General features: G+C 39.2%; 21 protein-coding genes. 7 read left to right on the forward strand and 14 right to left on the reverse strand.

Features of this window, described 5'->3' with window-relative positions; genetic code table 11:
* Positions 1-113: 113 nt before the first annotated feature.
* Positions 114-1148: an ABC transporter substrate-binding protein gene (locus tag BLW93_RS06990; RefSeq protein WP_216818671.1), complete on the reverse strand. Its 1035-nt coding sequence runs from the start codon at positions 1146-1148 to the stop codon at positions 114-116.
* Positions 1149-1355: 207 nt separating this feature from the next.
* Here BLW93_RS06990 and BLW93_RS06995 point away from each other — a divergent pair, with 207 nt between their 5' ends.
* Both BLW93_RS06995 and mtnP read left to right on the forward strand, forming a co-directional pair.
* On the forward strand, positions 1356-1655 hold the full coding sequence (locus BLW93_RS06995) for a hypothetical protein (protein WP_076713374.1): 300 nt from the start codon (positions 1356-1358) through the stop codon (positions 1653-1655).
* Positions 1656-1676: 21 nt separating this feature from the next.
* Complete coding sequence (gene mtnP / locus BLW93_RS07000; protein ID WP_076713375.1) at positions 1677-2531, forward strand: S-methyl-5'-thioadenosine phosphorylase; 855 nt, start codon at positions 1677-1679, stop codon at positions 2529-2531.
* Positions 2532-2598: 67 nt separating this feature from the next.
* On the opposite strand, the gene BLW93_RS07005 is transcribed toward mtnP, so the two are convergent.
* The 13 genes from BLW93_RS07005 to hslU all read right to left on the reverse strand — a co-directional run bounded on the left by BLW93_RS07005 (position 2599) and on the right by hslU (position 13977).
* Positions 2599-3696: an inositol-3-phosphate synthase gene (locus tag BLW93_RS07005; RefSeq protein WP_076713376.1), complete on the reverse strand. Its 1098-nt coding sequence runs from the start codon at positions 3694-3696 to the stop codon at positions 2599-2601.
* Positions 3697-4083 carry a hypothetical protein gene (locus tag BLW93_RS07010; protein WP_076713377.1) on the reverse strand — a complete coding sequence of 129 codons (387 nt, stop codon included), beginning with the start codon at positions 4081-4083 and terminating at the stop codon, positions 3697-3699.
* A 3-nt stretch (positions 4084-4086) separates the two neighbouring features.
* On the reverse strand, positions 4087-4890 hold the full coding sequence (gene ybgF, locus BLW93_RS07015; protein ID WP_076713378.1) for a tol-pal system protein YbgF: 804 nt from the start codon (positions 4888-4890) through the stop codon (positions 4087-4089).
* Positions 4890-5966 (reverse strand): NAD(P)H-dependent flavin oxidoreductase, encoded by a 1077-nt coding sequence (locus tag BLW93_RS07020; RefSeq protein WP_076713379.1) that lies wholly within the window; start codon positions 5964-5966, stop codon positions 4890-4892. Before BLW93_RS07020 ends, ybgF begins: the two co-directional genes overlap by 1 nt.
* A gap of 12 nt (positions 5967-5978) precedes the next feature.
* The gene (locus BLW93_RS07025; RefSeq protein ID WP_076713380.1) at positions 5979-6455 is read right to left on the reverse strand and encodes a 2-thiouracil desulfurase family protein; all 477 of its coding nucleotides are present in this window, start codon (positions 6453-6455) and stop codon (positions 5979-5981) included.
* A complete protein-coding gene (locus BLW93_RS07030; RefSeq protein ID WP_076713381.1) occupies positions 6448-7656 on the reverse strand; it encodes a M16 family metallopeptidase in 1209 nt (402 codons plus the stop codon). Before BLW93_RS07030 ends, BLW93_RS07025 begins: the two co-directional genes overlap by 8 nt.
* Positions 7656-8303, reverse strand: coding sequence for a phosphoribosylglycinamide formyltransferase (purN, locus tag BLW93_RS07035; RefSeq protein ID WP_076713382.1), 648 nt, complete (start codon positions 8301-8303; stop codon positions 7656-7658). The genes BLW93_RS07030 and purN overlap by 1 nt, the downstream gene beginning before the upstream one ends.
* Positions 8300-9337: a phosphoribosylformylglycinamidine cyclo-ligase gene (purM, locus tag BLW93_RS07040; protein WP_076713383.1), complete on the reverse strand. Its 1038-nt coding sequence runs from the start codon at positions 9335-9337 to the stop codon at positions 8300-8302. The genes purN and purM overlap by 4 nt, the downstream gene beginning before the upstream one ends.
* Entirely contained in the window at positions 9327-10301 is a 975-nt protein-coding gene (locus BLW93_RS07045; protein WP_076713384.1) for a 3'-5' exoribonuclease YhaM family protein, read from the reverse strand. Before BLW93_RS07045 ends, purM begins: the two co-directional genes overlap by 11 nt.
* A 193-nt stretch (positions 10302-10494) precedes the next feature.
* Positions 10495-10731, reverse strand: a complete 237-nt coding sequence (gene acpP, locus BLW93_RS07050; protein WP_076713385.1) for an acyl carrier protein — start codon at positions 10729-10731, stop codon at positions 10495-10497.
* A gap of 45 nt (positions 10732-10776) precedes the next feature.
* The gene (gene fabG / locus BLW93_RS07055; RefSeq protein ID WP_076713386.1) at positions 10777-11511 is read right to left on the reverse strand and encodes a 3-oxoacyl-[acyl-carrier-protein] reductase; all 735 of its coding nucleotides are present in this window, start codon (positions 11509-11511) and stop codon (positions 10777-10779) included.
* Between the two features lie 13 nt (positions 11512-11524).
* The gene (locus BLW93_RS07060) at positions 11525-12541 is read right to left on the reverse strand and encodes an aminopeptidase P family protein (RefSeq protein ID WP_076713387.1); all 1017 of its coding nucleotides are present in this window, start codon (positions 12539-12541) and stop codon (positions 11525-11527) included.
* A gap of 11 nt (positions 12542-12552) precedes the next feature.
* Positions 12553-13977 carry an ATP-dependent protease ATPase subunit HslU gene (gene hslU / locus BLW93_RS07065; RefSeq protein WP_076713388.1) on the reverse strand — a complete coding sequence of 475 codons (1425 nt, stop codon included), beginning with the start codon at positions 13975-13977 and terminating at the stop codon, positions 12553-12555.
* 115 nt (positions 13978-14092) lie between these two features.
* Between hslU and comD the strand changes: the two genes are divergently transcribed.
* The 5 genes from comD (at position 14093) to BLW93_RS07090 (ending at position 19730) form a co-directional block, all read left to right on the forward strand.
* Entirely contained in the window at positions 14093-15244 is a 1152-nt protein-coding gene (comD, locus tag BLW93_RS07070; RefSeq protein WP_076713389.1) for a sulfopyruvate decarboxylase subunit alpha, read from the forward strand.
* Positions 15234-16082, forward strand: a complete 849-nt coding sequence (locus BLW93_RS07075) for a radical SAM protein (protein WP_076713390.1) — start codon at positions 15234-15236, stop codon at positions 16080-16082. Before comD ends, BLW93_RS07075 begins: the two co-directional genes overlap by 11 nt.
* Complete coding sequence (locus BLW93_RS07080; RefSeq protein WP_245792005.1) at positions 16075-17025, forward strand: tRNA dihydrouridine synthase; 951 nt, start codon at positions 16075-16077, stop codon at positions 17023-17025. Before BLW93_RS07075 ends, BLW93_RS07080 begins: the two co-directional genes overlap by 8 nt.
* Positions 17026-17094: 69 nt before the next feature.
* Entirely contained in the window at positions 17095-19131 is a 2037-nt protein-coding gene (locus BLW93_RS07085; protein WP_076713391.1) for an SNF2-related protein, read from the forward strand.
* Complete coding sequence (locus BLW93_RS07090; protein ID WP_078058206.1) at positions 19068-19730, forward strand: helicase-related protein; 663 nt, start codon at positions 19068-19070, stop codon at positions 19728-19730. The genes BLW93_RS07085 and BLW93_RS07090 overlap by 64 nt, the downstream gene beginning before the upstream one ends.
* Positions 19731-19783 lie beyond the last annotated feature (53 nt).

The raw sequence follows: 19783 nt of genomic DNA on the forward strand, positions 1-19783 counted from the left end.
TTGCTTTACCACTTCCTTAACTAGGTCTGGTAAAATCTTCTGTAGTTCCATTTTTGCCTCCTGGGGTTGGTATTTGTGGGGTGTTCCCCAGGAGGTTATCCCATTTCTCAAGCTTACACAAAATATCGTACACTACCTTTAGAAACGGTATTCCAGTCTATTTTTATCTGTTTAATTGACTGTAAAGAAGGCACTTTATCTGATTTTATATCTATTCGTGCCGGAATTATGTAGTTGTTTGCAAGTAATTTCTGTGTGTCTTTTGAAAGCAGGAATTCTTCAAAGTTTTCCGCTGCTTTGATATTTTTACTTGTTTTTAAAATGGCTACGGGGCTTGGTATTAAGACGGTTCCATCTTTTGGATATATATAATCAATATTCATTCCTTTAGCTTTTTGTTGTCTCACCATATAATCAAGGGTAACACCAACAGCACTTTCTCCTTGAATCAGCGCATTTTTGACGGAGCCGTTGCTTTTAAGAACGATACCGCCGTTATCTTTAAGTTTTTGGAAGTATTTCCAGCCGTATATCTTTGAAATGCCGTAAACGAAAGCAACAGCAGAACCGGAGTAAAGAGGATTCGGAATTGCACACCAACCTCTGGCTTTGTTCCATGGAGAAGGTAACGAATTTTTATAGGTTGTTGAGGTTAATGTTTTAAATGTCTCCGGAGGATTCTGAATGATCTTTGTGTTGAATGCTATTACCGGTGCGATAAATCTTCCTGCGAAGAAGTAGCCGTCTTTATCTTTGAAGGCTATACTTTTTGCATTTTGAGGGATATACTTCAATAGAAGATGTTTGTTTTTGAGAAAAATCGTATTTCCTGGATCTGCAAGCCACACTACATCTGCGGTTATTTTGCCTGCTTCTATTTCGGCTTCTAATTTTGCCATTATTTTTGACGCACCACTTCTATAAACATTTACTGTTACTCCAGGATATTCCTTCTCGTAGTTTTTTGCTATCTTCAGTGCCAAGGTTTTAGGAAGAGATGTGTAGAAGTTTATGGTTCCTGATATTTGAGGTTTTTCTTGAGAGTTTTTTGTTTGACTGTTATTTCGTTTGAAGCATCCCGTTAATGTGATAATCGCAGCGGATAACATTAATATTTTTCTTTTCATTCCGTTGGTCATTTTAATCATAGCTCCTCCTTTGTGTACAAAGATTTGCAAATAAATATCTAAATTAAACGTTAGTAAACTGTTAATTTGTAAATTTGTAATTTGCAAATTTGACTGGGAGAGTTATCGGCGGGATGATGCTTTAAATTTTTTCAGGTGTGTTCCTCTTTATCTTGAGATTTTATTGTAGAATAATCACACTAACAACAGTCCTACGGAGGTTTAGAGATGATTCTCTCTTTTGGAGAAGTTCCGCAGAAACACGAGGTTATAAACATAGCTTATGCTTTCATTCAGCAGAAGGAGAAAAACTGGTTTAACGGTGAGCTTCCTATTGATCCTGTTATGAGAGTGGTTGCTATGCTTGAACAGCAGGCAGAAGATATAGGAGGAAACGGTGTGAAAAACATTACCATAAAGATTCTTGAAGGCGTTGATAATGACGGGGATAAGGTAATAAACGTTTGGGGTATGGGAACGATAATAAAGGTTGAAGAAGGCGGTAAAGAGATATCCTTTAACAGATAATCTCAATTTCAGGAGGAGAGTATGAAAATAGGAATTATCGGTGGTAGTGGACTTTATGACATTGAAGGACTTACTGATGTTAAAGAGATAACTCTTGATACTCCTTTTGGTAAACCTTCAGATGCCTACATTCACGGAAAGCTTGCTGGTAAAGATGTATATTTCCTTCCAAGACACGGAAGGGGTCACGTTTACCTTCCTTCAGAAGTTCCATACAGAGCAAACATTTACGGATTTAAAATGCTTGGTGTTGATGCCATCCTCTCTGTTAGTGCTGTTGGTTCAATGAAGGAAGAGATAAAGCCCGGTGATTTTGTAATTGTTACTCAATATTTTGACAGGACAAAGAACAGGCCTTCAACATTTTTCGGTAACGGTATTGTTGCCCATATTCCTTTTGATAAGCCTACCTGTGAGTGTTTAAACGAGCTTATCTATAAGGCCTGTCTTGATGAGGGTATTCCGGTTCACAGGGAAGGAACTTATATCTGTATAGAAGGTCCTCAGTTTTCAACAAAGGCAGAATCAAAGATTTATAGAAGCTGGGGCGTTGATGTAATCGGAATGACAAATATCCCTGAAGCAAAGCTCGCAAGGGAAGCGGAGATTCCTTATGCGGCTGTTGCTCTTGCGACAGATTACGATGTCTGGAAAGAGGGTGAAGAAGTTAACGTTGAAAAAGTCCTTGCCACCATGGCAAAAAACATTGAGAACGCCAAAAGAATGTTAAAGCGTGTTATAGAAGTTATTAAGCCTGAAGATATTGAGAATTCTTACGCTAAAACCGCTCTTGTTGGCGCTATTCAGACAAAGAAAGGATATATTTCTGAAGAGGTTATGAAAAGGCTGGAACTTCTGATAAAAGACAGAATCTGAATCTAAAATTAAAAGGGGGCTTTAAAGCCCCCTTTTTTTCTAATTATGGTTAAAACGTAACGTTAAGTTATCTTTCTACTTCACCTTTTATAAATCCATCAACCAACTCTTTAGCTTTCCAGTCAGGATACTGGATCGGCGGATGTTTCATCGTGTATGAGGAAATAGAATAGAGAGGACCGCCTATCTTTCTGTCAAGTCCGACCTTTGCACATCTTATAGCATCTATTGCAGAGCCTGCACTGTTTGGTGAGTCTTCAACGGATAGTTTTAGTTCTATATACATCGGGACGTCGCCAAAGAGTCTTCCTTCAAGCCGGATGTATGCGATTTTGTTGTCTTTGAGCCACGGAACGTAATCACTTGGTCCTATATGAATGTTATTATCAGGCATTGGATAAGGAATGAGTGAACGAACGGCTTCTGTTTTTGATATTTTCTTTGTTTTAAGTCTTTTTCTTTCAAGCATGTTTAAAAAGTCTGTGTTTCCGCCGAAATTAAGCTGGTATGTTTTGTCTATTGCAACGCCTCTGTCTGACATGAGTGTTGCAAGGACTCTGTGGGTAATTGTTGCACCTACCTGTGATTTGATGTCATCTCCAACAATCGGAAGGCCTTTTTCTTCGAACTTTTTAGCCCATTCGCTGTCTGATGCTATGAAAACAGGAATGCAGTTTACAAAGGCACATCCGGCATCAAGGGCACACTGAGCATAGTATCTTGTTGCATCTTCAGAGCCAACAGGTAAGTAATTGATAACAACCTCTGCTCCCGATTCTTTTAAAACCTTTGTTACATCAACAGGTTCTTTATCCGCAACTACAAATCTCTGGTCTTCAGGATATTCGTTCATGTGCTCTGCAAATCCGTCAAGGACGGGTCCCATCTGGACTTCAACATCCATTTCCGGAACATCGGGGTTGAAAACGGTTGTGCAGTTTGGCTTTTCAAAAATAGCTTTACTTACGTCTTTACCGACTTTTCTTTTATCAATGTCAAAAGCGGCTACAACTTCTATGTCCCATGGTCTGTAACCACCGATATCATAATGCATAAGTCCCGAGATCTCTTTTTCTGACTTTCCCTGATAGTAGTAAATTCCCTGAACCAGGGAACTTGCACAGTTTCCAACCCCGACTATGGCAACTTTTATTTTTCCTGACATTTAATTGCCTCCTTCCTTTTCTCTATACTTTTGTGCGAGCTCTTTAAACTGGCTAATTTTACCATTTATAGTTTCTGCTATCTTTTCCATCTCTTCCACTATTAAGGGAAAGTCGGCTGTAAGCTGCTCTACGATTTCTTTTATTACCTGTTCTCTCTCTTCTGTAAAGTAGTCTTTGCCTTTTAGGGCGTCTTCTATTAATGCCATTTCAAGGAGTCCAAGAACTTCAAGAAGAGGATTTAGGTTTTCTGTCTTGAATCGTTTTGATAAAAATTTTTCAACTTCTTCGTATCCACCGTCCGGCCTGAATTTTGACAGCTCAAGGTTGAGCCACAGATCAAACCCTCTATATGCAAGTGCTTTGATTCTCATGTCTCTTTCGTTCATCTATTAATCTCCGAGTTCCATAAGTTTTACTTTTGCGATAGCCGCTTCGTTTGTAGAAGGATATTTTGAAATCAATTCTTTAAGCAGCTGCTTTGCTTTTGTGGTATCTCCGAGCCCTTTATAGCAGAGTGCTTCTTTTAGAAGAGCTGCGGGAACTTTGTTGCCCTTTGGTGAAGGATAGTATTTTGAATAATTATCAACCACTTTTTTAAAGTAATTAAGAGCCGTTGCATAGTCGCCGTGGAAGTAGAAGATTTCACCTATCCAGTATAGAGAGTTATCTGCGAGAGGACTGTCCGGATACCTTTTTACCAGTGTTTCAAACAGTATTCTTGCCGTGTCGAGTTCTCCTGATTCCATGGCGTTGAAAGCTTTTTTATAAATATCCTCATCGGATACGTTGATAACTTCAGGCGTTTGGACTTCTGAATATGGTTGCTCCACGGTTGTAGGTTTTTCCTGGGCTTGTTGTGATGTTTGGTTTGCAGATTGCACTGCAGATTTTGCTGATACGGTTATTTCCTTTAGAATTTTCTGGGTTTGTTCTGAAGATTTTTTAAGTTCGTAAATGTCCTTTTCGTCTTCAACCAGTCTGTCTTCTACTCTTGCAACTCTTTCGTTTAGTGTTTTTATTTTGGCACTGTTCTGAAGGGTTTTTGCTTCTATTTCAGATACGCGTCTTTCTAACTCTTCGAGTTTCTTATCATATGCACTCTTCTGAGGTGCAGGTGTTGTGTTTACCGGTTGCGTTTGGACGCAACCTGCCAGTAGAAGAGGAAAAACAGCGGCTGCGATTAGCTTTTTCATCATTCCCTCCGGAAATTAAGATTTTTCCTTTCAAGTTCCTTTTCACATTCGTTGATAAGCTCCTGTATAAGTTCATCAACGTGATACATTCTGTTAACTTTTCCGACATTACTGCCGGAAAATACAAGTCCGTTCACAACATCACCGGCTGCTGATGCAAGTAGAGCGTCGGCTATACAGTATATAGATTCTGCCTTGGCACACGTTTTCAGGCAGTTGTAGTGACATCCGTGTGGGATCTTGCCTTCTTTTTCAAGCCTCTCCGTAAATGGGTTTCTAACAGCATGTGCCGGCATCCCGACCGGGCTTTTTATAAATATAGAATCTTCCGGTTTTGCATTAATTATATACTCTTTGAAATTTTGATCGGCATCACATTCATGCGTTGCTATAAATCTTGTTGCGATCTGAACGCCTTTTGCTCCCATTTCAAAGGCTTTTGCCATGTCTTTTCCGTCGAAAATGCCACCTGCTGCTATTACGGGAATTTTTTTAACAGCTTTTACAATGTCAGGAAGGATCTCCCAAAGTCCTTTATCTGTTCCGAGATGTCCTCCGGCTTCGACACTTTCAACAATTATTGCAGAAGCTCCGAGTCTTTCAGATAGAGCGGCGCCTTTTGGCGTTGACACGATTTCTATGAGGGGTATATCAAACGTTTTGCAGATTTTAAAAACATCTTTTCCGAATCCAGCCCCTTGAATTATAAAGTCTGCACCTGCATCGATAGCAGTCAATAGAAGCTCGCAAAAGTGTGTGAGAGCATACATTATGTTTACACCGATCAAGCCGTTTGGTGCAAGCTCTTTTGCTTTTTCAATCTCTTCTGCAAGCTCTGTTGCGTATAAGTAGGGTTTCATTCCCAATTCTTCAAGATTTTTGCCTTTGCATATCTTTTTAGGTTCTTTTGTTCTGTCTTTTTCCTGAAGCAGGACGGCTGATATAACGCCCATTCCACCTGCGTTTGCAACGGCAGCTGCGAGTCTGTGTAAAGATACTTTTGCTCCCATTCCACCTTGAATAATGGGGTATTTTGGTTTTAGTCCCGCTATAACAAGTTTTGGCAGTCTACTCATTTGAACTCCTTTTTAAAGTTTTTTTATCTTTTCAAGTTCGTCAGAACTTAAAACGCGGTAGCCATTTTTAATAAATAGGGCTGCTGCTACGCCTTTCCCTGCTTTTAGAGAGTCTGAGTTAAAATTATATATAGTTTTCACGCCGCACGAAGGACTTTTCTCTTTTAATATTACTGCTTTTATATCTTCTCTAAATGTGTTGACTATCTTTAATGTTTCCTGAGCACCTCTTATGAAGTTTTCTGTTACGTCATCCTTCTCTTCAATGGTTAAAACACGGCTTTTTCCTTCTAATACTGAAAAACCGTCTTCTCTTTCAATCTTTGCTGGTGGTCTTGGAGTAGGAAGTCCGCCAAGCTGTTCAGGGCATACCGGCAAGATGAAAAACCTGCCTTTAAGAAATTTTAATTCTTCCCAGGGAATACTCCGACCATCGTATCGACACTTTATTCCCATTAAACACATACTTATAACGATTATTTTATCCATCGCAGACGATTACCTGATGGTATGTTTTTTTGCTCAGCTCTTCTGCTGCTTCTTTTACGTCGTTTATTGTCAGTGATTCTATTGCTTCTATGTAGTTGCTGTCTTTTTCCGGTGTTCCCGTTAGGATTGCCCACCATCCGCTATACCAGGCTTTTCTAAGTCTTTTTTCGTGGTCGAGGAGGTATGTTCCTTTCAGATAATTTTTGGCTCTTTCCAGGTTTTGGGTGTTTATCAATGAAGGTAGATTTTGTATGAGGTTGTCTATTTCTTTTAATGCTTGTTCTTCCTTTTCAGGAGATGTTCCTATGTAAATAACAAACCTTCCAGGATTTTTAAGTGTCGGAAAGAAAGAGCCTGTTGAGTAGGCAAGTCCCTGCTTTTCTCTTAATTCCTGAAAAAGAATAGAGTTGAATCCATCGCCGACAACTGTGTTGAGAAGTTTGTATGAGACGTATTTTTTCCAGTTATTAACAGAAGGAGCTTCGTAACCTCTGATTATAAACGTTTGTGTTGATCCTTTTCTGCATAGGCTTATATTTTCACTTTTTTCTATTGGCGTTTTAAAGGAAAGGTTTTTGCTTTCTCCGCCTGTTATCGGTAGTGTTGAGAGAATCTTATCTACATTTTTCGGAATTTTTCCTGCTATGGAGATTATGAATCTACTTTCTCTAAAGAATTTTTCGTATCTCTCCTTTAGGTCCTTCAGTGTTATGGGCACCACTGTTTTCATGGTTCCTGTGGGGAGATTTTCGTAAGGTGTATTTTTGTATGTAAAGAGATTGAATTCTTCGTAACCAAAGGAGAATGCACTTTCCAACCTGGCTCTAATTGCTGCTAATGCTGTTTCTTTCTCTATTACAAAGTCTTCTTCTAAAAAAGCCGGTTTTTCTATTAGTTCGGATAATATATCTACAAATACAGGGAATCCGTTGGATGTTATCTGGAAAGATATAGTTGAAAAGTCTTTTCCCGTATCTGGAACTATTGCCGATCCGAAAGGTTCTGTTAAAAATGCTATCTCTTTTGTCGTTTTAGTTAGACTTCTCTTAAGTCCTACGTGAAGGGACAGGTTGGTTAGTCCTGCCAGTTTTCCGTCTGTTACGCTACCGTTTTCTGAAAATATAACGACAGAAGTTATGTCTAAGCTGTCTACCGGATTTATTATTGCTTCAACGTTTCCTGAAACTTTAAACCGTTCCATTAAAAGTCCTCCAGTGACGGAATTACCGGCAGAGAGTCGTAAGATGCCTTTTCTACCGTTACAATACGGCCGTCTATTTTTATTCTGTCTTCCGTAAACCACTTCACAGCTTGAGGATATATTTTGTGTTCCCATTTTAGGATTCTTTCGGCGAGAGATTCGGGAGTATCTTCTGGTTTTACCGGAACAACTGCTTGAATAATTATAGGGCCGGTGTCCACTCCTGTATCTACAAAGTGAACGGTTGCTCCCGAAAATTTTGCTCCATACTCTAAAACTTTTTTGTGGACACCAAGTCCAGGAAAGGCGGGAAGAAGCGAAGGGTGAATGTTCATTATTCTGTTTTTAAAGGCTTTTATAAGGGTTGGTGTAACTATTCTCATGTAACCGGCAAGACAGACAAGGGATATATCTTCCTGTTTTAGTATGGAAACGATTTTTCTGTCATAAGCATCTCTGTCAGGGAATTTTTTGAAAGGAAGGTAGCAGACGTTTATATTGAATTCCCTTGCAATGTCTGCAGCTTTTGCTGCTTCCCTGTCAGTTATAAGTATAGATATTTCAGCTTTAATCTTTCCGTCTTTTACTGCCTCTACCAGCTTCTTAAAGTTAGAACCTCTTCCGGAAGCAAGAACAGCTATCTTCATTTTATTTCAACCTTTTTATTGCCTTTTTCTATTTTTCCGATTACGAATGCTCTTTCTCCCTGTGCTTCTAATGTGGATACTGTTTTTTCAGTGTCTTCCGGTGAGACAATTATGCACATTCCTATGCCCATGTTGAACGTTTTGAACATTTCTTCTTCCGGAACGTTTCCTTTTTCCTGAATAAATCTAAATATTGGGGGAATTTCCCAGGTATTTTTATCTATTACAGCCTTTGTTCCGTTCGGGAGGATTCTTGCCAAGTTTCCCGGTATTCCTCCACCGGTTATGTGGGCAAGTCCTTTGACGTTTACTTTTGAGATAAGATGCAGTATCGGTTTTACGTAAATTTTTGTTGGAGTTAGTAAGATTTCGGCAACAGTTTTGCCAAGTTCATCTACCGTATTGTTTATGTTTAGTTTGAGAATGTCAAAGAAAAGTTTTCTCACAAGCGAATAGCCGTTGCTGTGGATTCCAGAAGATGCGACACCTATGACAATATCGCCGGGTTTTATCTTTTCACCGGTTATATATTTATCCATGTCAACAATTCCGACAACGAATCCCGCAAGGTCGTATTCACCTTCAGGGTAAAAATCGGGCATTTCGGCTGTTTCTCCGCCGATGAGTGCACAGCCGGCGATTTCACACCCTTTTGCTATACCTTTGACTACGTCTGCGGCGGTGTCAACTGATAGTTTGCCTGTTGCAAAGTAGTCAAGGAAAAAGAGCGGTTTTGCGCCAACGGTCAATATATCGTTAACGCACATTGCCACAAGGTCAATTCCGACAGTATCGTGAACGTTCGCCATCTGAGCGACTTTAAGTTTTGTTCCGACACCGTCTGTTCCGGAAACCAAAACAGGTTTTTTGTAACCTTCGGGAATAAGGTAACCTGCTCCGAATCCTCCGATTCCAGCGAGAACATTGCTGTCAAACGTTTTTTTTGCAAAAGGTTTTATCCTCTCAACAAGTGCGTCTCCGGCCTCAATATCAACGCCAGCATCTTTGTATGTAAGTTTCTTTTCATTCTTCATAGCTTATCTCCCCGTCAAAGAATATAGGAACTTCGTATGCAAAGTGTCTCTTGGTCCAGCCTTTTCCTTCACCAAGCTCCCTCTCTATGTGTTCTTCGTATCCTTTGACTTTGGAATCGAGGGCATCTGCATAATGGAGAGCTACTGCCTCGAGCGTTTTTGGTTTTTTTGGAGAGCCATATTCGTACTCTCCGTGGTGAGATAAAATGCAGTGAAGGAGTTTTATTTTCAGTTTTTTAGGGAATCCTTCTATTTCGTCTATCTTTTTGGAGATTAATTCGCTCCCCGTGAAAATGTGGCCTAAGAGTATTCCTTCGTCTGTTCTGTCAATTGCCATGTCTATGCTGTATTCATCTATTTTTCCTAAGTCATGAAGGATTGCGGCAGTTATAAGAAGGTCTCTGTCTATGCTTTTATATCTTTTTGCCACGACTTCACATATCTCAACAACACCCAGCGTGTGTTCCAAAAGGCCACCTATGGTTGCGTGATGGATAAATTTCCCGCCCGGTGTTTTTATGAATGCGGATGCTATTTCATCGTCGTAAAATATAAGTTCGAGCAGTTTTTTAAGGTAAGGATTTTGGATGGTTTCTATGATTTCAAGGAGTTTTGTAAACTGCTCGTCTATGTTAAATCTGCTGGACCGGATGAATTTTTCCCTTTTGAATTCATTTTTTTCCGCATGGCGCATTAGTCTTATCTTCGGCTGGACATTCCCCTGAAAGAGCTCAACGTAAGCTTTAATAAAAACGACGTCACCCTTTTTGAAAATTGTGAGGTCTGCATCTTTTGGGGGTTTCCACCAGAGAATTGGAAGGGTTCCTGTCCTATCAGAGACGATAAGTCTCAGATATGGTTCACCTGTTCGGTGTTTTTTGATCTCAACATTCTCTATTATGAAAAAGCCTTCAAATTCCTGCCCTGCGGGCATTTTATAAATATCTCTTATAAGTGCGTCCATCGTGCTCCTTACAGTTCTAAGTTTTAGGAAAAATTATAGACTTTGTATAAAATTGTAAACTTTTTTGAATGCTTTTACGATGTTGCTTTTCTTTTTTTGAAAACTGTTGTTGAAAGAATAGGAAGGAAAGAGAAGAAAGTTTTATTGTGAGGGGGGAATTCCCCCCTCTTAAATTTTTAAAAGATAAGTACTTTTAGGTGTGATTTTTGATGTATTCGATAGCATCGCCTACTGTTTGAATCTTTTCAGCGTCTTCGTCGGGAATTTCAATTCCAAACTCTTCTTCAAGAGCCATAACAAGCTCAACTGTGTCAAGAGAGTCTGCGCCGAGGTCTTCTACAAAAGAAGCATCTGGAGTTACTTCTTCAGGATCAACTCCAAGTCTATCGGCGATAAGTTCTTTCACCTTTTCTTCGATGTTTTCTGTCATGCCAACCTCCTTAAATAGTTGATAGTGGAAATTATATTCCTAACTTCAGAAAAGTCCACCATTGACGTGAATTGTGGTGCCTGTGATATATGATGCCATGTCGGAAACTAAAAAGAGAACGGTATCTGCAACTTCTGATGGTTCACCTTCTCTGCGCATCGGAATGGACTTTATAAGGGCCTCTTTTACTTTTTCTGGTATTTTCTGCGTCATATCTGTTGTTATGTATCCTGGCGCTACGGCGTTTACACGGATTCCCCGTGATGCAACCTCCTTTGCTAAGGATTTTGTAAATCCGACAAGTGCTGCTTTTGTAGATGAGTAGTTAACCTGTCCCGGGTTTCCTGTGAAACCGACGACGGAAGAGATGTTGACAATGGAGCCGGTTCTCTTTTTCATCATAATGGGAACTACCTGCCTTGTTACATTGTAGATGCCTGTAAGGTTTGTCTCTATTACCGCATCCCAATCTTCATCTTTCATTCTCATAAAGAGAGTGTCTCTTGTAATGCCTGCGTTGTTTATGAGAATGTCTATCTTCCTTTCTTTTTTTGCTATCTCTGCAACAACTTTTTTCACTTCTTCTCTGTCGCAGACATTCATCTTTACGCCGTTTACACCTATTTCTTCTGCTACCTGTTTTGTTTTCTCTTCGTTTGTCCCTGTGATGTAAACGGTTGCGCCTGCTTCTTTTAGAACTTCTGCTATTGCCCTTCCTATTCCTCTTGTTCCGCCTGTTACGAGGGCAACTTTACCGCTTAAATCAATGCTTTTTGCCATTAAAACCTCCCTGTTACTTTTGAAGAGTTACAAGTGAGTATCCGCCGTCTTCTCCTACCAGAACATCGTCTTCAATTCTTACGCCGCCAAGTTCAGGTATGTATATTCCCGGTTCTACCGTTACGACGCAGTTTTTCTTTAAAATTTCATTGGAGCGCAGACTTAACGTTGGTGCTTCATGAATTTCAACGCCTATTCCGTGTCCTGTTCCGTGGATAAAGTGGTCGCCATATCCCTTTTTAGATATAAAATTCCTTACTATTTTATCAACTTCCCGACAGGGCATGCCCGATTTTGCCGCCTCCATCCCTTTTAATTGAGCTTCAAGGACTGTATCGTAAATCTTTTTAAGTTCGTAAGAAACATTTCCTATCAGGAATGTTCTCGTTATGTCTGAGAGATATCCACCGAAAATCGAACCAAAATCGACAATAACGACGTCTCCGTCTTTTATCTCTTTCTGAGAGGTTTTCCAGTGGGGGATGGATGAACCTTTTCCCGATGCGACTATCGTTTCAAACGACTCTTCGCTGCCGTAGTAGAACATTCTGTTTACCAACTCTTTTCTGAATTGGTATTCTGTTATTCCCGGTTTTAAAAGGTGAAGGACGTCTTTTAATGACTGTTCGGCGATAGCTACTGCGCGGGTTATGGCATAGATTTCCTCTTCCGTTTTTACCACACGAAACTCTTTTAAAAAACCGTTGACTGTGGTGGTTTCAAAGTGTTTTTCTATTTCGCTAAACTGTTTTAACGTTACTCTTTCTCCGTCAACTATTACCTTCTTGTTTCCGAAAATTTCTTTCAGATGTTCAAAACTTTTCCATTCTAAAACCGTGAATTTTTTTATCTTTTTCTGCGCCGCTTCAAGGTATCGTTTGTCGGTAAATAAAAATCCGTCACTGTCCGATGTAATGACAACTACACCGAATGATGACGGAAACTTTGTCAGGTAGAAACGTTCTTTTTCGTCTATCGTCAGAAATATGTCTCCGTGTTTTTCAATCTTTTTTGCTATCTTTTCAATCATCGGTTCTCCGCTTAAAGGATATATCTTGTAAGGTCTTCGTCTTCTATGATGTTCCCAAGCTTTTCTCTCACGTATTCTCTGTTTATTATGACTTTCTGACCTTTCATATCCGGTGCATTGAATGAGATGTCTTCAAGGAGTCTTTCAAGGACGGTGTGGAGTCTCCTTGCACCGATGTTTTCAGCTTTTGTGTTTGCCTCTTCTGCCATTCTGGCTATTTCTTCGATGCCGTCTTCTGTGAATTCTATTTCAACACCTTCCGTTTTAAGGAGTTCTGTGTATTGTTTTGTCAGTGCGTTTTTCGGTTCGGTGAGAATTTTTATGAAGTCTTCTTTTGTGAGAGGTTTTAGTTCTACCCTTATCGGAAATCTTCCCTGAAGTTCCGGTAAAAGGTCAGAAGGTTTCGCTATATGGAAAGCACCGGCCGCTATGAATAGTATGTGGTCTGTCTTTATCAGACCATACTTTGTCGGCACTTTTGACCCTTCTACTATCGGCAGCAGGTCTCTCTGGACACCTTCCCTTGAAACGTCCGGGCCTTTTCCGCTTCCCTTTGCGGCTACCTTGTCTATTTCGTCTATGAAAACGATACCGTGATTTTCAACGCGATTTATTGCCTCTTTAATTACTTCGTCCATATCTATCAGTTTTTGTGCTTCTTCCTGTTCAAGATATCTGAGGGCTTCTTTCACCTTCATCTTTCTTATCTTTTTAGGTTTTGGAAATAGAGAAGAGAGTAAGTCCTGAATGTTCCCTGCGTCACCTCCCATTCCGGGGCCTATGCCTATTACGCCTATGTTCGCAGGTGTTTCAACGGTTACCGGTATCTCCACTTCTTCTTCGTCAAGTTTTCCCTCTTTTAAAAGTGTTAGGTATCTTTTCCTCTCTTTTTTAATCTCTCTTGCTAATGGTTCTTCTTTTTTCTTTGACTGGGAAGGCAGAAAAACGTCAAACAGACTTTCAATTGACTGCGGTTTTTGAGGCTCTTCCGGTATCAGGTAGTCAAGGAGTCTTTCATAAGCGAGTTCCCTTGCCTTTACCTTCACTTCTTCTATCTTTTCCTCTTTTACCATGTTAACTGCTATTTCAACGAGGTCTCTTATCATTGATTCTACGTCCCGTCCGACGTAGCCAACTTCTGTAAATTTTGTGGCTTCCACTTTCACGAACGGTGCATTTACGAGCTTTGCCAGTCTCCTTGCTATTTCCGTTTTACCAACACCTGTAGGCCCTATCATTATGATGTTTTTCGGGGCAACTTCTTCTTTCATCTCTTCGGGGAGTTTTTGTCTTCTCCACCTGTTCCTCAGGGCAATTGCAACCGCTTTCTTGGCTTCCTGCTGTCCTACAATATACTTATCTAACTCTTCAACTATCTGTTTTGGTGTCAGGAACTCTTCCTCGTTTCCCTTCTTTCTAAAAATATTCTTAAACATTTTGCCTCCTTGTCTGGTATAGAACCTTAATTATTTTATCACTGATAGTATGCTCCTTTCTTGTTTGTTGCAATGTTTGTTATTATTAAACCACTTTCTGCTTGTGAGGTGACTGATGGAGGCTACAGGATTTATAACGGGTGTTTTAAAAGGTTTAAAGATAGATCATGTTCTTTCTCTTCCTTGTGATAGGGTTAAAACGCTCCTTGCAAAGCTTGATGACATTTACGGTGAAAGACACATCCACCTTTCAAGGGAAGAAGAGGGGCTGGGTATAGCTGCAGGGCTTTTCGCCGGCGGTAAGCGTTATGCTCTTTTTATTCAATCTTCTGGTGTGGGGAATATTTTTGGCGCTCTTATGACGTTGATTAAGACATACAGAATCCCCCTTCCCATTTTTGTTTCTCACAGGGGTATTTATAAAGAAAAAATCCTCCCTCAGGTTTTGATGGGCGAGGTTACGGAAGATCTTTTTAAAGCCTGCGGTGTTCCCGTTGTGAAGGTTTATGATAAAAGCGCTCTGCCTATCATTCCGAAGGCTGTAGAAGAAGCTTTTAGAAAAAGGGAGCCGATAGCTATTCTCCTTTCTCCTATCCTTTTTGAAGGTGAAGAATATGAAAATCCGGTATTTGGGAAGGAGAGAGAAAAGATTGTTTCTGTTAAGGTTGAAAAAGATATTAAAAATCCCGATATGAGAAGGTTTGAGGCGGTGGCGGAACTTTTCTCTTTCCTGAAGGAAAAGGGAGATAAAGATACGGTTCTTTTTGCAAATATCGGTTTTCCCGCAAGGGAGGTTTACCATCTGAAAAAGTTTTTCAGCATTGGAAATCCTGTTTTTTACATGCTTGGGAGTCTCGGTCTTGTTTCTTCAATAGCTCTTGGCTATTCCGTTGCAACCGGGAAATCTGTCGTATCCATAGACGGTGATGGTTCCCTTTTAATGAACACGGGAACTCTTGCAACGTGCAGCAATTATGCGCCGCAAAACTTTAGAATTTTCTGCGTTGATAACGGAACGTGGGGAAGCACCGGTGACCAGGAGAACTTTAACTTTTCAAAAGTTGATGTTGAGGTTGTTGCAAAGGGGATGGGTTTTAAAAACACCTCTTCGGTATGGAAAAGGCACGGTTTAAAGGAGAAGCTTGAGTGGTTTTTTACATCCGATAAACCGTTTCTTCAGGTTGTTGTTAACCCCGGAAACGAAAAGGTCGGTACAATTCCTCTTTCACCGGAAGAGATTTTAAGAGAGGTTAAGGTTGATTCTTAATACTGAAGCCTTAAAAAACTGCACAATTTGTCCCAGGAACTGCGGCGTAGATAGGAAAAAGGAAAAAGGCTTTTGCAAAACGGGAATTAAACTAAAAGTTGCCTCTGCTTTTGCCCACTTCGGTGAAGAACCTGTTTTAACAGGTATCTACGGTTCCGGGACTATATTCTTTTCGGGCTGCAACCTTGGATGTGTTTTCTGTCAGAATTACGAGATTTCACACTTTTGCGAAGGAGAAGAGATAACCGTTGAAGAACTTGCAGAAATCATGCTGACCCTTCAGGCAAACAGGTGTCACAACATAAACCTTGTTACGCCGACCCATCAGATTCCTCTTATAGTTTCTGCGATTTTAAAGGCAAAAGAAAATGGACTTTCTGTTCCTATAGTTTACAACTGCGGAGGTTATGAGAAGGTTGAAACTTTAAAAAAATTAGAGGGTATTGTTGACATCTACATGCCAGATATTAAAACCTTTAACAGGGATTTTGCGGCCAAATATCTGAAAACGCCGGACTATCCGGAAGTTGTAAAAAGTGCGGTTTTAGAAATGTTTCGTCAGGTTGGAAATCTTGAAATCAGTAGTGACAGGACAGCTAAAAGGGGCGTTTTAATAAGGCACCTTGTCATGCCGGGATACACTGACGACAGTATAGAAATTCTTAACTGGATAAGGGATACGATGGGGAAGGATGCTTACGTAAACGTGATGGATCAGTACTTTCCCTCTTATAGGGCATCTGAATTTCCCGAAATAGCGCGGAGGATAACAGAAGAAGAATTCTTAACCGTTTACCACCACGCAAAAAAACTCGGATTGAGGCTTGCCGTTGAGTAAGTTGGAGATAAAAAGAGAAGTCATCCTTGCCCCTATGGCAGGATACACCCATTCGGCATTCAGAAGACTCTGCAGGTGGCTCGGTGCCGATAGAGTCTATTCGGAACTCATGAACGCCACCGGTATCGTTTTTAAAGGGATAGAAAAAGAGCTTGCTTATTTTACCGGGGAAGAGCGGCCGATTCATTTGCAGCTTTACGGGAGAAATCCTGAAGAGATAGCAAAAGCAGCCGTTAAAGTGGTAGAGGAGTATAAGCCCGACGCCATAGACATAAACTTTGGTTGTTCCGTTAAAAAGGTTTTAAAAGCAAAATCTGCAGGATACCTTCTTCAGTTTCCCGAAATCATGGGAGATATAGTAAGAGAAACCGTTAATACCATTAAACCTTACGGTGTTCCGGTTACCGCCAAAATCAGGCTTGGCTTTCATGAAGATAACCTTGAAAAGATAGCCGAAAATCTGATAGAAGCAGGTGTTTCCCTCATTGCACTTCACCCGAGACTTGCAAAGGAGCTTTTCACGGGGAAGGCACGGTGGGAAAGGATAAGAGACCTTAAAAAAATTTCGCCTATTCCCGTTGTCGGCAGTGGCGATGTCTGGACATGGAAAGATATGGAGAGAATGTTTGAAGAGACCGGCTGCAACGGTGTCATGGCAGGCAGAGGCGCCATTTCAAATCCGTGGATATTTAAAGAATTTAAAGAGAAAAGAGATTACAAAGCAACATTTGGAGAAAGAATAGAATTTCTTTTAGAAGAGTTAAAATTGATGTGGGAATTTATGGAAAAAGAAAGAGCCTGTAAAGAAATAAAAATGGAAGCTGTCCAGCTTTTCAAGGGCATTCGCGGAAAAGCAAAGCTAAATGAAAAGGTAATGAGAAGTAAAAGTTGTAAAGAATTGGTGGAAAGGTTAGAGGAATTAAGGCTGAAGGTTCATGAATAATAACCTTTAAAGTGTATATAATTTTGATATAATGCTATCAATTAATTATTGAATGCTGGAAGAGTAAAGATGACTAATGACCTTACATTTTTCACAAATGAAGAGGGGCGTTGTTTAATAGATAGATTTAAAACTTTGTTTAATGACACTAAAGAGTTAGATATTATAGTTGGGTATTTCTATCTTTCCGGGCTATATCAATTAGAAAAAGAGCTTGAAAAGGTTGACAAAATCAGAATTATAGTTGGGATGCAGACCGGAAGAGAAATTATTGACCTTGTAGAAAAAGCAAGAAATGTAGATGAGTCAAAAAATAAATATCTTGAAAAAATTTCTGAGGAACTTTCATCTGGAAATTATGAGGACACTTTAGATAAAGAAAGAGCAATAAGGAAGTTTATAAGCTGGATTAGTAATGGTAAGCTTGAAATAAAGTATTATCCTCACTCACCGCTTCATGCAAAACTTTATATTTTTAGAAGCAGAAGCGGAATAGATTTAGGACGAGTTATAACTGGTTCTTCAAACTTTACGCTTTCAGGACTTAAAGATAATCTTGAATTTAACGTTGAACTTAAAAATCGTGGAGACGTGGAATTTGCGATAGAGAGATTTGATAGTCTTTGGGAAAATTGCATAGATATATCTGATGAAATAGTAGAGACTATTCAGAAGAAAACATGGTTGAATGATGAAATAAGTCCTTATGAGCTTTACCTGAAATTCCTTTACGAGTTTCTTAAAGATTATCTTGATTATGATAAGCAGGATTTCAATTTGCCAGAAGGATTTAAAAAGCTTAAATACCAGCTTGAGGCTGTTGCTGATGCCGAGGCAAAATTGAAAGAACACGGAGGCGTTTTCCTCTCTGATGTTGTTGGTCTTGGCAAAACATTCATTACAGCAATGTTATTGGCAAAACTACAGAAAAAAGTTCTTGTCTTTTCGCCTCCTCACCTTGTTGAGTACTGGGAAGATGTTTTAAGAGATTTTGGTGTTCGTGCAAAGATTGTGTCTTCTGGCCTTTTAAGAAACATTGATCCTAAAGAGTTTACAGATTATGGAGTGGTAGTTGTTGACGAAGCTCACAGATTCAGGAACGAAAATACTCAAAGTTATGAGAATTTGCACATGATATGTAAAGGAAAAAAAGTAATACTGGTAACAGCAACACCTTATAACAACAAACCTTCCGATATAAAAAACCAGCTGTTGTTGTTTCAGGATCGTTACTGTTCTACAATTCCAGGAGTTACAAATTTAGAAGATTTCTTCAGTCGTCTTGAAAATGAAATAAAAAAAGTAAACAGAAAGAAAAATCCTGAAAAATACAAAGAGGTTCTCAAAAATTGTGGAGAGCTAATAAGAACAAAAATTCTTCAATATGTAATGGTCAGAAGAACAAGGAAAGAAGTAGAAAAATTCTTCAAAGACGATTTAAAAGCACAAAATGTCTCTTTTCCCAAAGTAGAACAACCTGAAAGAATATACTACGTTTTAGATGACAAATTAGATAACCTTTATAATAAGACAATAGAAACAATAGCTAACCTTTCATATGCCAGATATAGGCCAGCTCTATATCTTAAAACAAAGTTAAAAGAAAATGATCCAGAATTTATTTCTCAGAAGAACCTTGCAGGGCTTATGAAAACCCTCCTTCTAAAAAGACTTGAAAGCAGCTTTGAAGCTTTTAGAAATACTCTAAGTAAATTTTTATCCTCTCATGAACAGTTCATAAAAATGTTTGAAGAACATGGAAAGCTTTATATAAGTAAGGAAATTGATGTTTATCAGTTGTTAAATGAAGACAATATTGATGAATTACTAAAATTTGTTGAAGAAGAAAGAGTAAAGGAGTATAACGCTAACGACTTATTACCCGAATTTTATGAAAATCTTAAAAACGATACTGAAACAATAAAAAGTCTGCTTGAAGAATGGCATAATGTAAAAGAAGATCCAAAATTAACTAAATTTGTAAAACTTTTAGAACAGGACTCAACTCTTAGTAAAGCGAAAAAATTGCTCGTTTTTACTGAATTTTCCGATACAGCAGATTATTTAGAAAAAAACTTAAAGAAAAATTTGGAGATTGTGTTTTAGTCTATTCTTCCAAATCACCAAATTCCATTAGAAAAGAAATTATAAAGAACTTTGATCCTAATGCTAAAGGGAAAAAAGATGATATAAGAATTCTAATTACTACTGATGTGCTGGCAGAAGGCATTAACCTTCACCGCTCAAATGTAATCGTGAATTATGACATACCATGGAATCCAACAAAAGTATTACAACGTGTAGGAAGGATAAACAGGGTAGGTTCATCCTTTGATAGAATACATATCTATAACTTTTTTCCCGTTGGTGTAACAGAAAAAGAGCTCGGCCTTGAAGCAGCTGCTGTGGCGAAGTTGCAGGCTTTCCATCAGGCTCTTGGTGAGGATGCCAAATATTTGACAGAAGACGAAGAAGTCAATGCACACGGCCTTTTTAACAGAATAAATGAAATAGAAGAAAATGGGGACGGAGAGGAGAAATCATTTATAAAATATGTAAACTTACTAAGGGAGTTACGTGACAGTAAACCAGAAGTTTTTGAAAGGATAAAGAAACTTCCGAAAAAATCTCGTTCAGGTAGAAACTTCAGAAGAAAAATGCTTGTAACACTGTTTAAAAAAGGTTGTGTCAATAATTTTGTGTAAACCATTAGGAGTACCTCCTGGAGAACATATCCTGAAGTTCTTCCTTAGCCTCA

It is taken from the genome of Desulfurobacterium indicum, from assembly GCF_001968985.1.
Classification (GTDB): Bacteria; Aquificota; Aquificia; order Desulfurobacteriales; family Desulfurobacteriaceae; genus Desulfurobacterium_A; species Desulfurobacterium_A indicum.

What these genes read in the sequence shown, in the direction of transcription:
- purM (WP_076713383.1), bottom strand. Translation starts at nt 9,337, where the DNA reads ATGAAGAATGAAAAGAAACTTACATACAAAGATGCTGGCGTTGATATT.
- BLW93_RS06990 (WP_216818671.1), bottom strand. Translation starts at nt 1,148, where the DNA reads ATGATTAAAATGACCAACGGAATGAAAAGAAAAATATTAATGTTATCC.
- BLW93_RS06995 (WP_076713374.1), top strand. Translation starts at nt 1,356, where the DNA reads ATGATTCTCTCTTTTGGAGAAGTTCCGCAGAAACACGAGGTTATAAAC.
- purN (WP_076713382.1), bottom strand. Translation starts at nt 8,303, where the DNA reads ATGAAGATAGCTGTTCTTGCTTCCGGAAGAGGTTCTAACTTTAAGAAG.
- hslU (WP_076713388.1), bottom strand. Translation starts at nt 13,977, where the DNA reads ATGTTTAAGAATATTTTTAGAAAGAAGGGAAACGAGGAAGAGTTCCTG.
- BLW93_RS07025 (WP_076713380.1), bottom strand. Translation starts at nt 6,455, where the DNA reads ATGGATAAAATAATCGTTATAAGTATGTGTTTAATGGGAATAAAGTGT.
- fabG (WP_076713386.1), bottom strand. Translation starts at nt 11,511, where the DNA reads ATGGCAAAAAGCATTGATTTAAGCGGTAAAGTTGCCCTCGTAACAGGC.
- ybgF (WP_076713378.1), bottom strand. Translation starts at nt 4,890, where the DNA reads ATGAAAAAGCTAATCGCAGCCGCTGTTTTTCCTCTTCTACTGGCAGGT.
- BLW93_RS07045 (WP_076713384.1), bottom strand. Translation starts at nt 10,301, where the DNA reads ATGGACGCACTTATAAGAGATATTTATAAAATGCCCGCAGGGCAGGAA.
- acpP (WP_076713385.1), bottom strand. Translation starts at nt 10,731, where the DNA reads ATGACAGAAAACATCGAAGAAAAGGTGAAAGAACTTATCGCCGATAGA.
- comD (WP_076713389.1), top strand. Translation starts at nt 14,093, where the DNA reads ATGGAGGCTACAGGATTTATAACGGGTGTTTTAAAAGGTTTAAAGATA.
- BLW93_RS07060 (WP_076713387.1), bottom strand. Translation starts at nt 12,541, where the DNA reads ATGATTGAAAAGATAGCAAAAAAGATTGAAAAACACGGAGACATATTT.
- BLW93_RS07010 (WP_076713377.1), bottom strand. Translation starts at nt 4,083, where the DNA reads ATGAACGAAAGAGACATGAGAATCAAAGCACTTGCATATAGAGGGTTT.
- BLW93_RS07005 (WP_076713376.1), bottom strand. Translation starts at nt 3,696, where the DNA reads ATGTCAGGAAAAATAAAAGTTGCCATAGTCGGGGTTGGAAACTGTGCA.
- BLW93_RS07085 (WP_076713391.1), top strand. Translation starts at nt 17,095, where the DNA reads ATGACTAATGACCTTACATTTTTCACAAATGAAGAGGGGCGTTGTTTA.
- BLW93_RS07020 (WP_076713379.1), bottom strand. Translation starts at nt 5,966, where the DNA reads ATGAGTAGACTGCCAAAACTTGTTATAGCGGGACTAAAACCAAAATAC.
- BLW93_RS07030 (WP_076713381.1), bottom strand. Translation starts at nt 7,656, where the DNA reads ATGGAACGGTTTAAAGTTTCAGGAAACGTTGAAGCAATAATAAATCCG.
- mtnP (WP_076713375.1), top strand. Translation starts at nt 1,677, where the DNA reads ATGAAAATAGGAATTATCGGTGGTAGTGGACTTTATGACATTGAAGGA.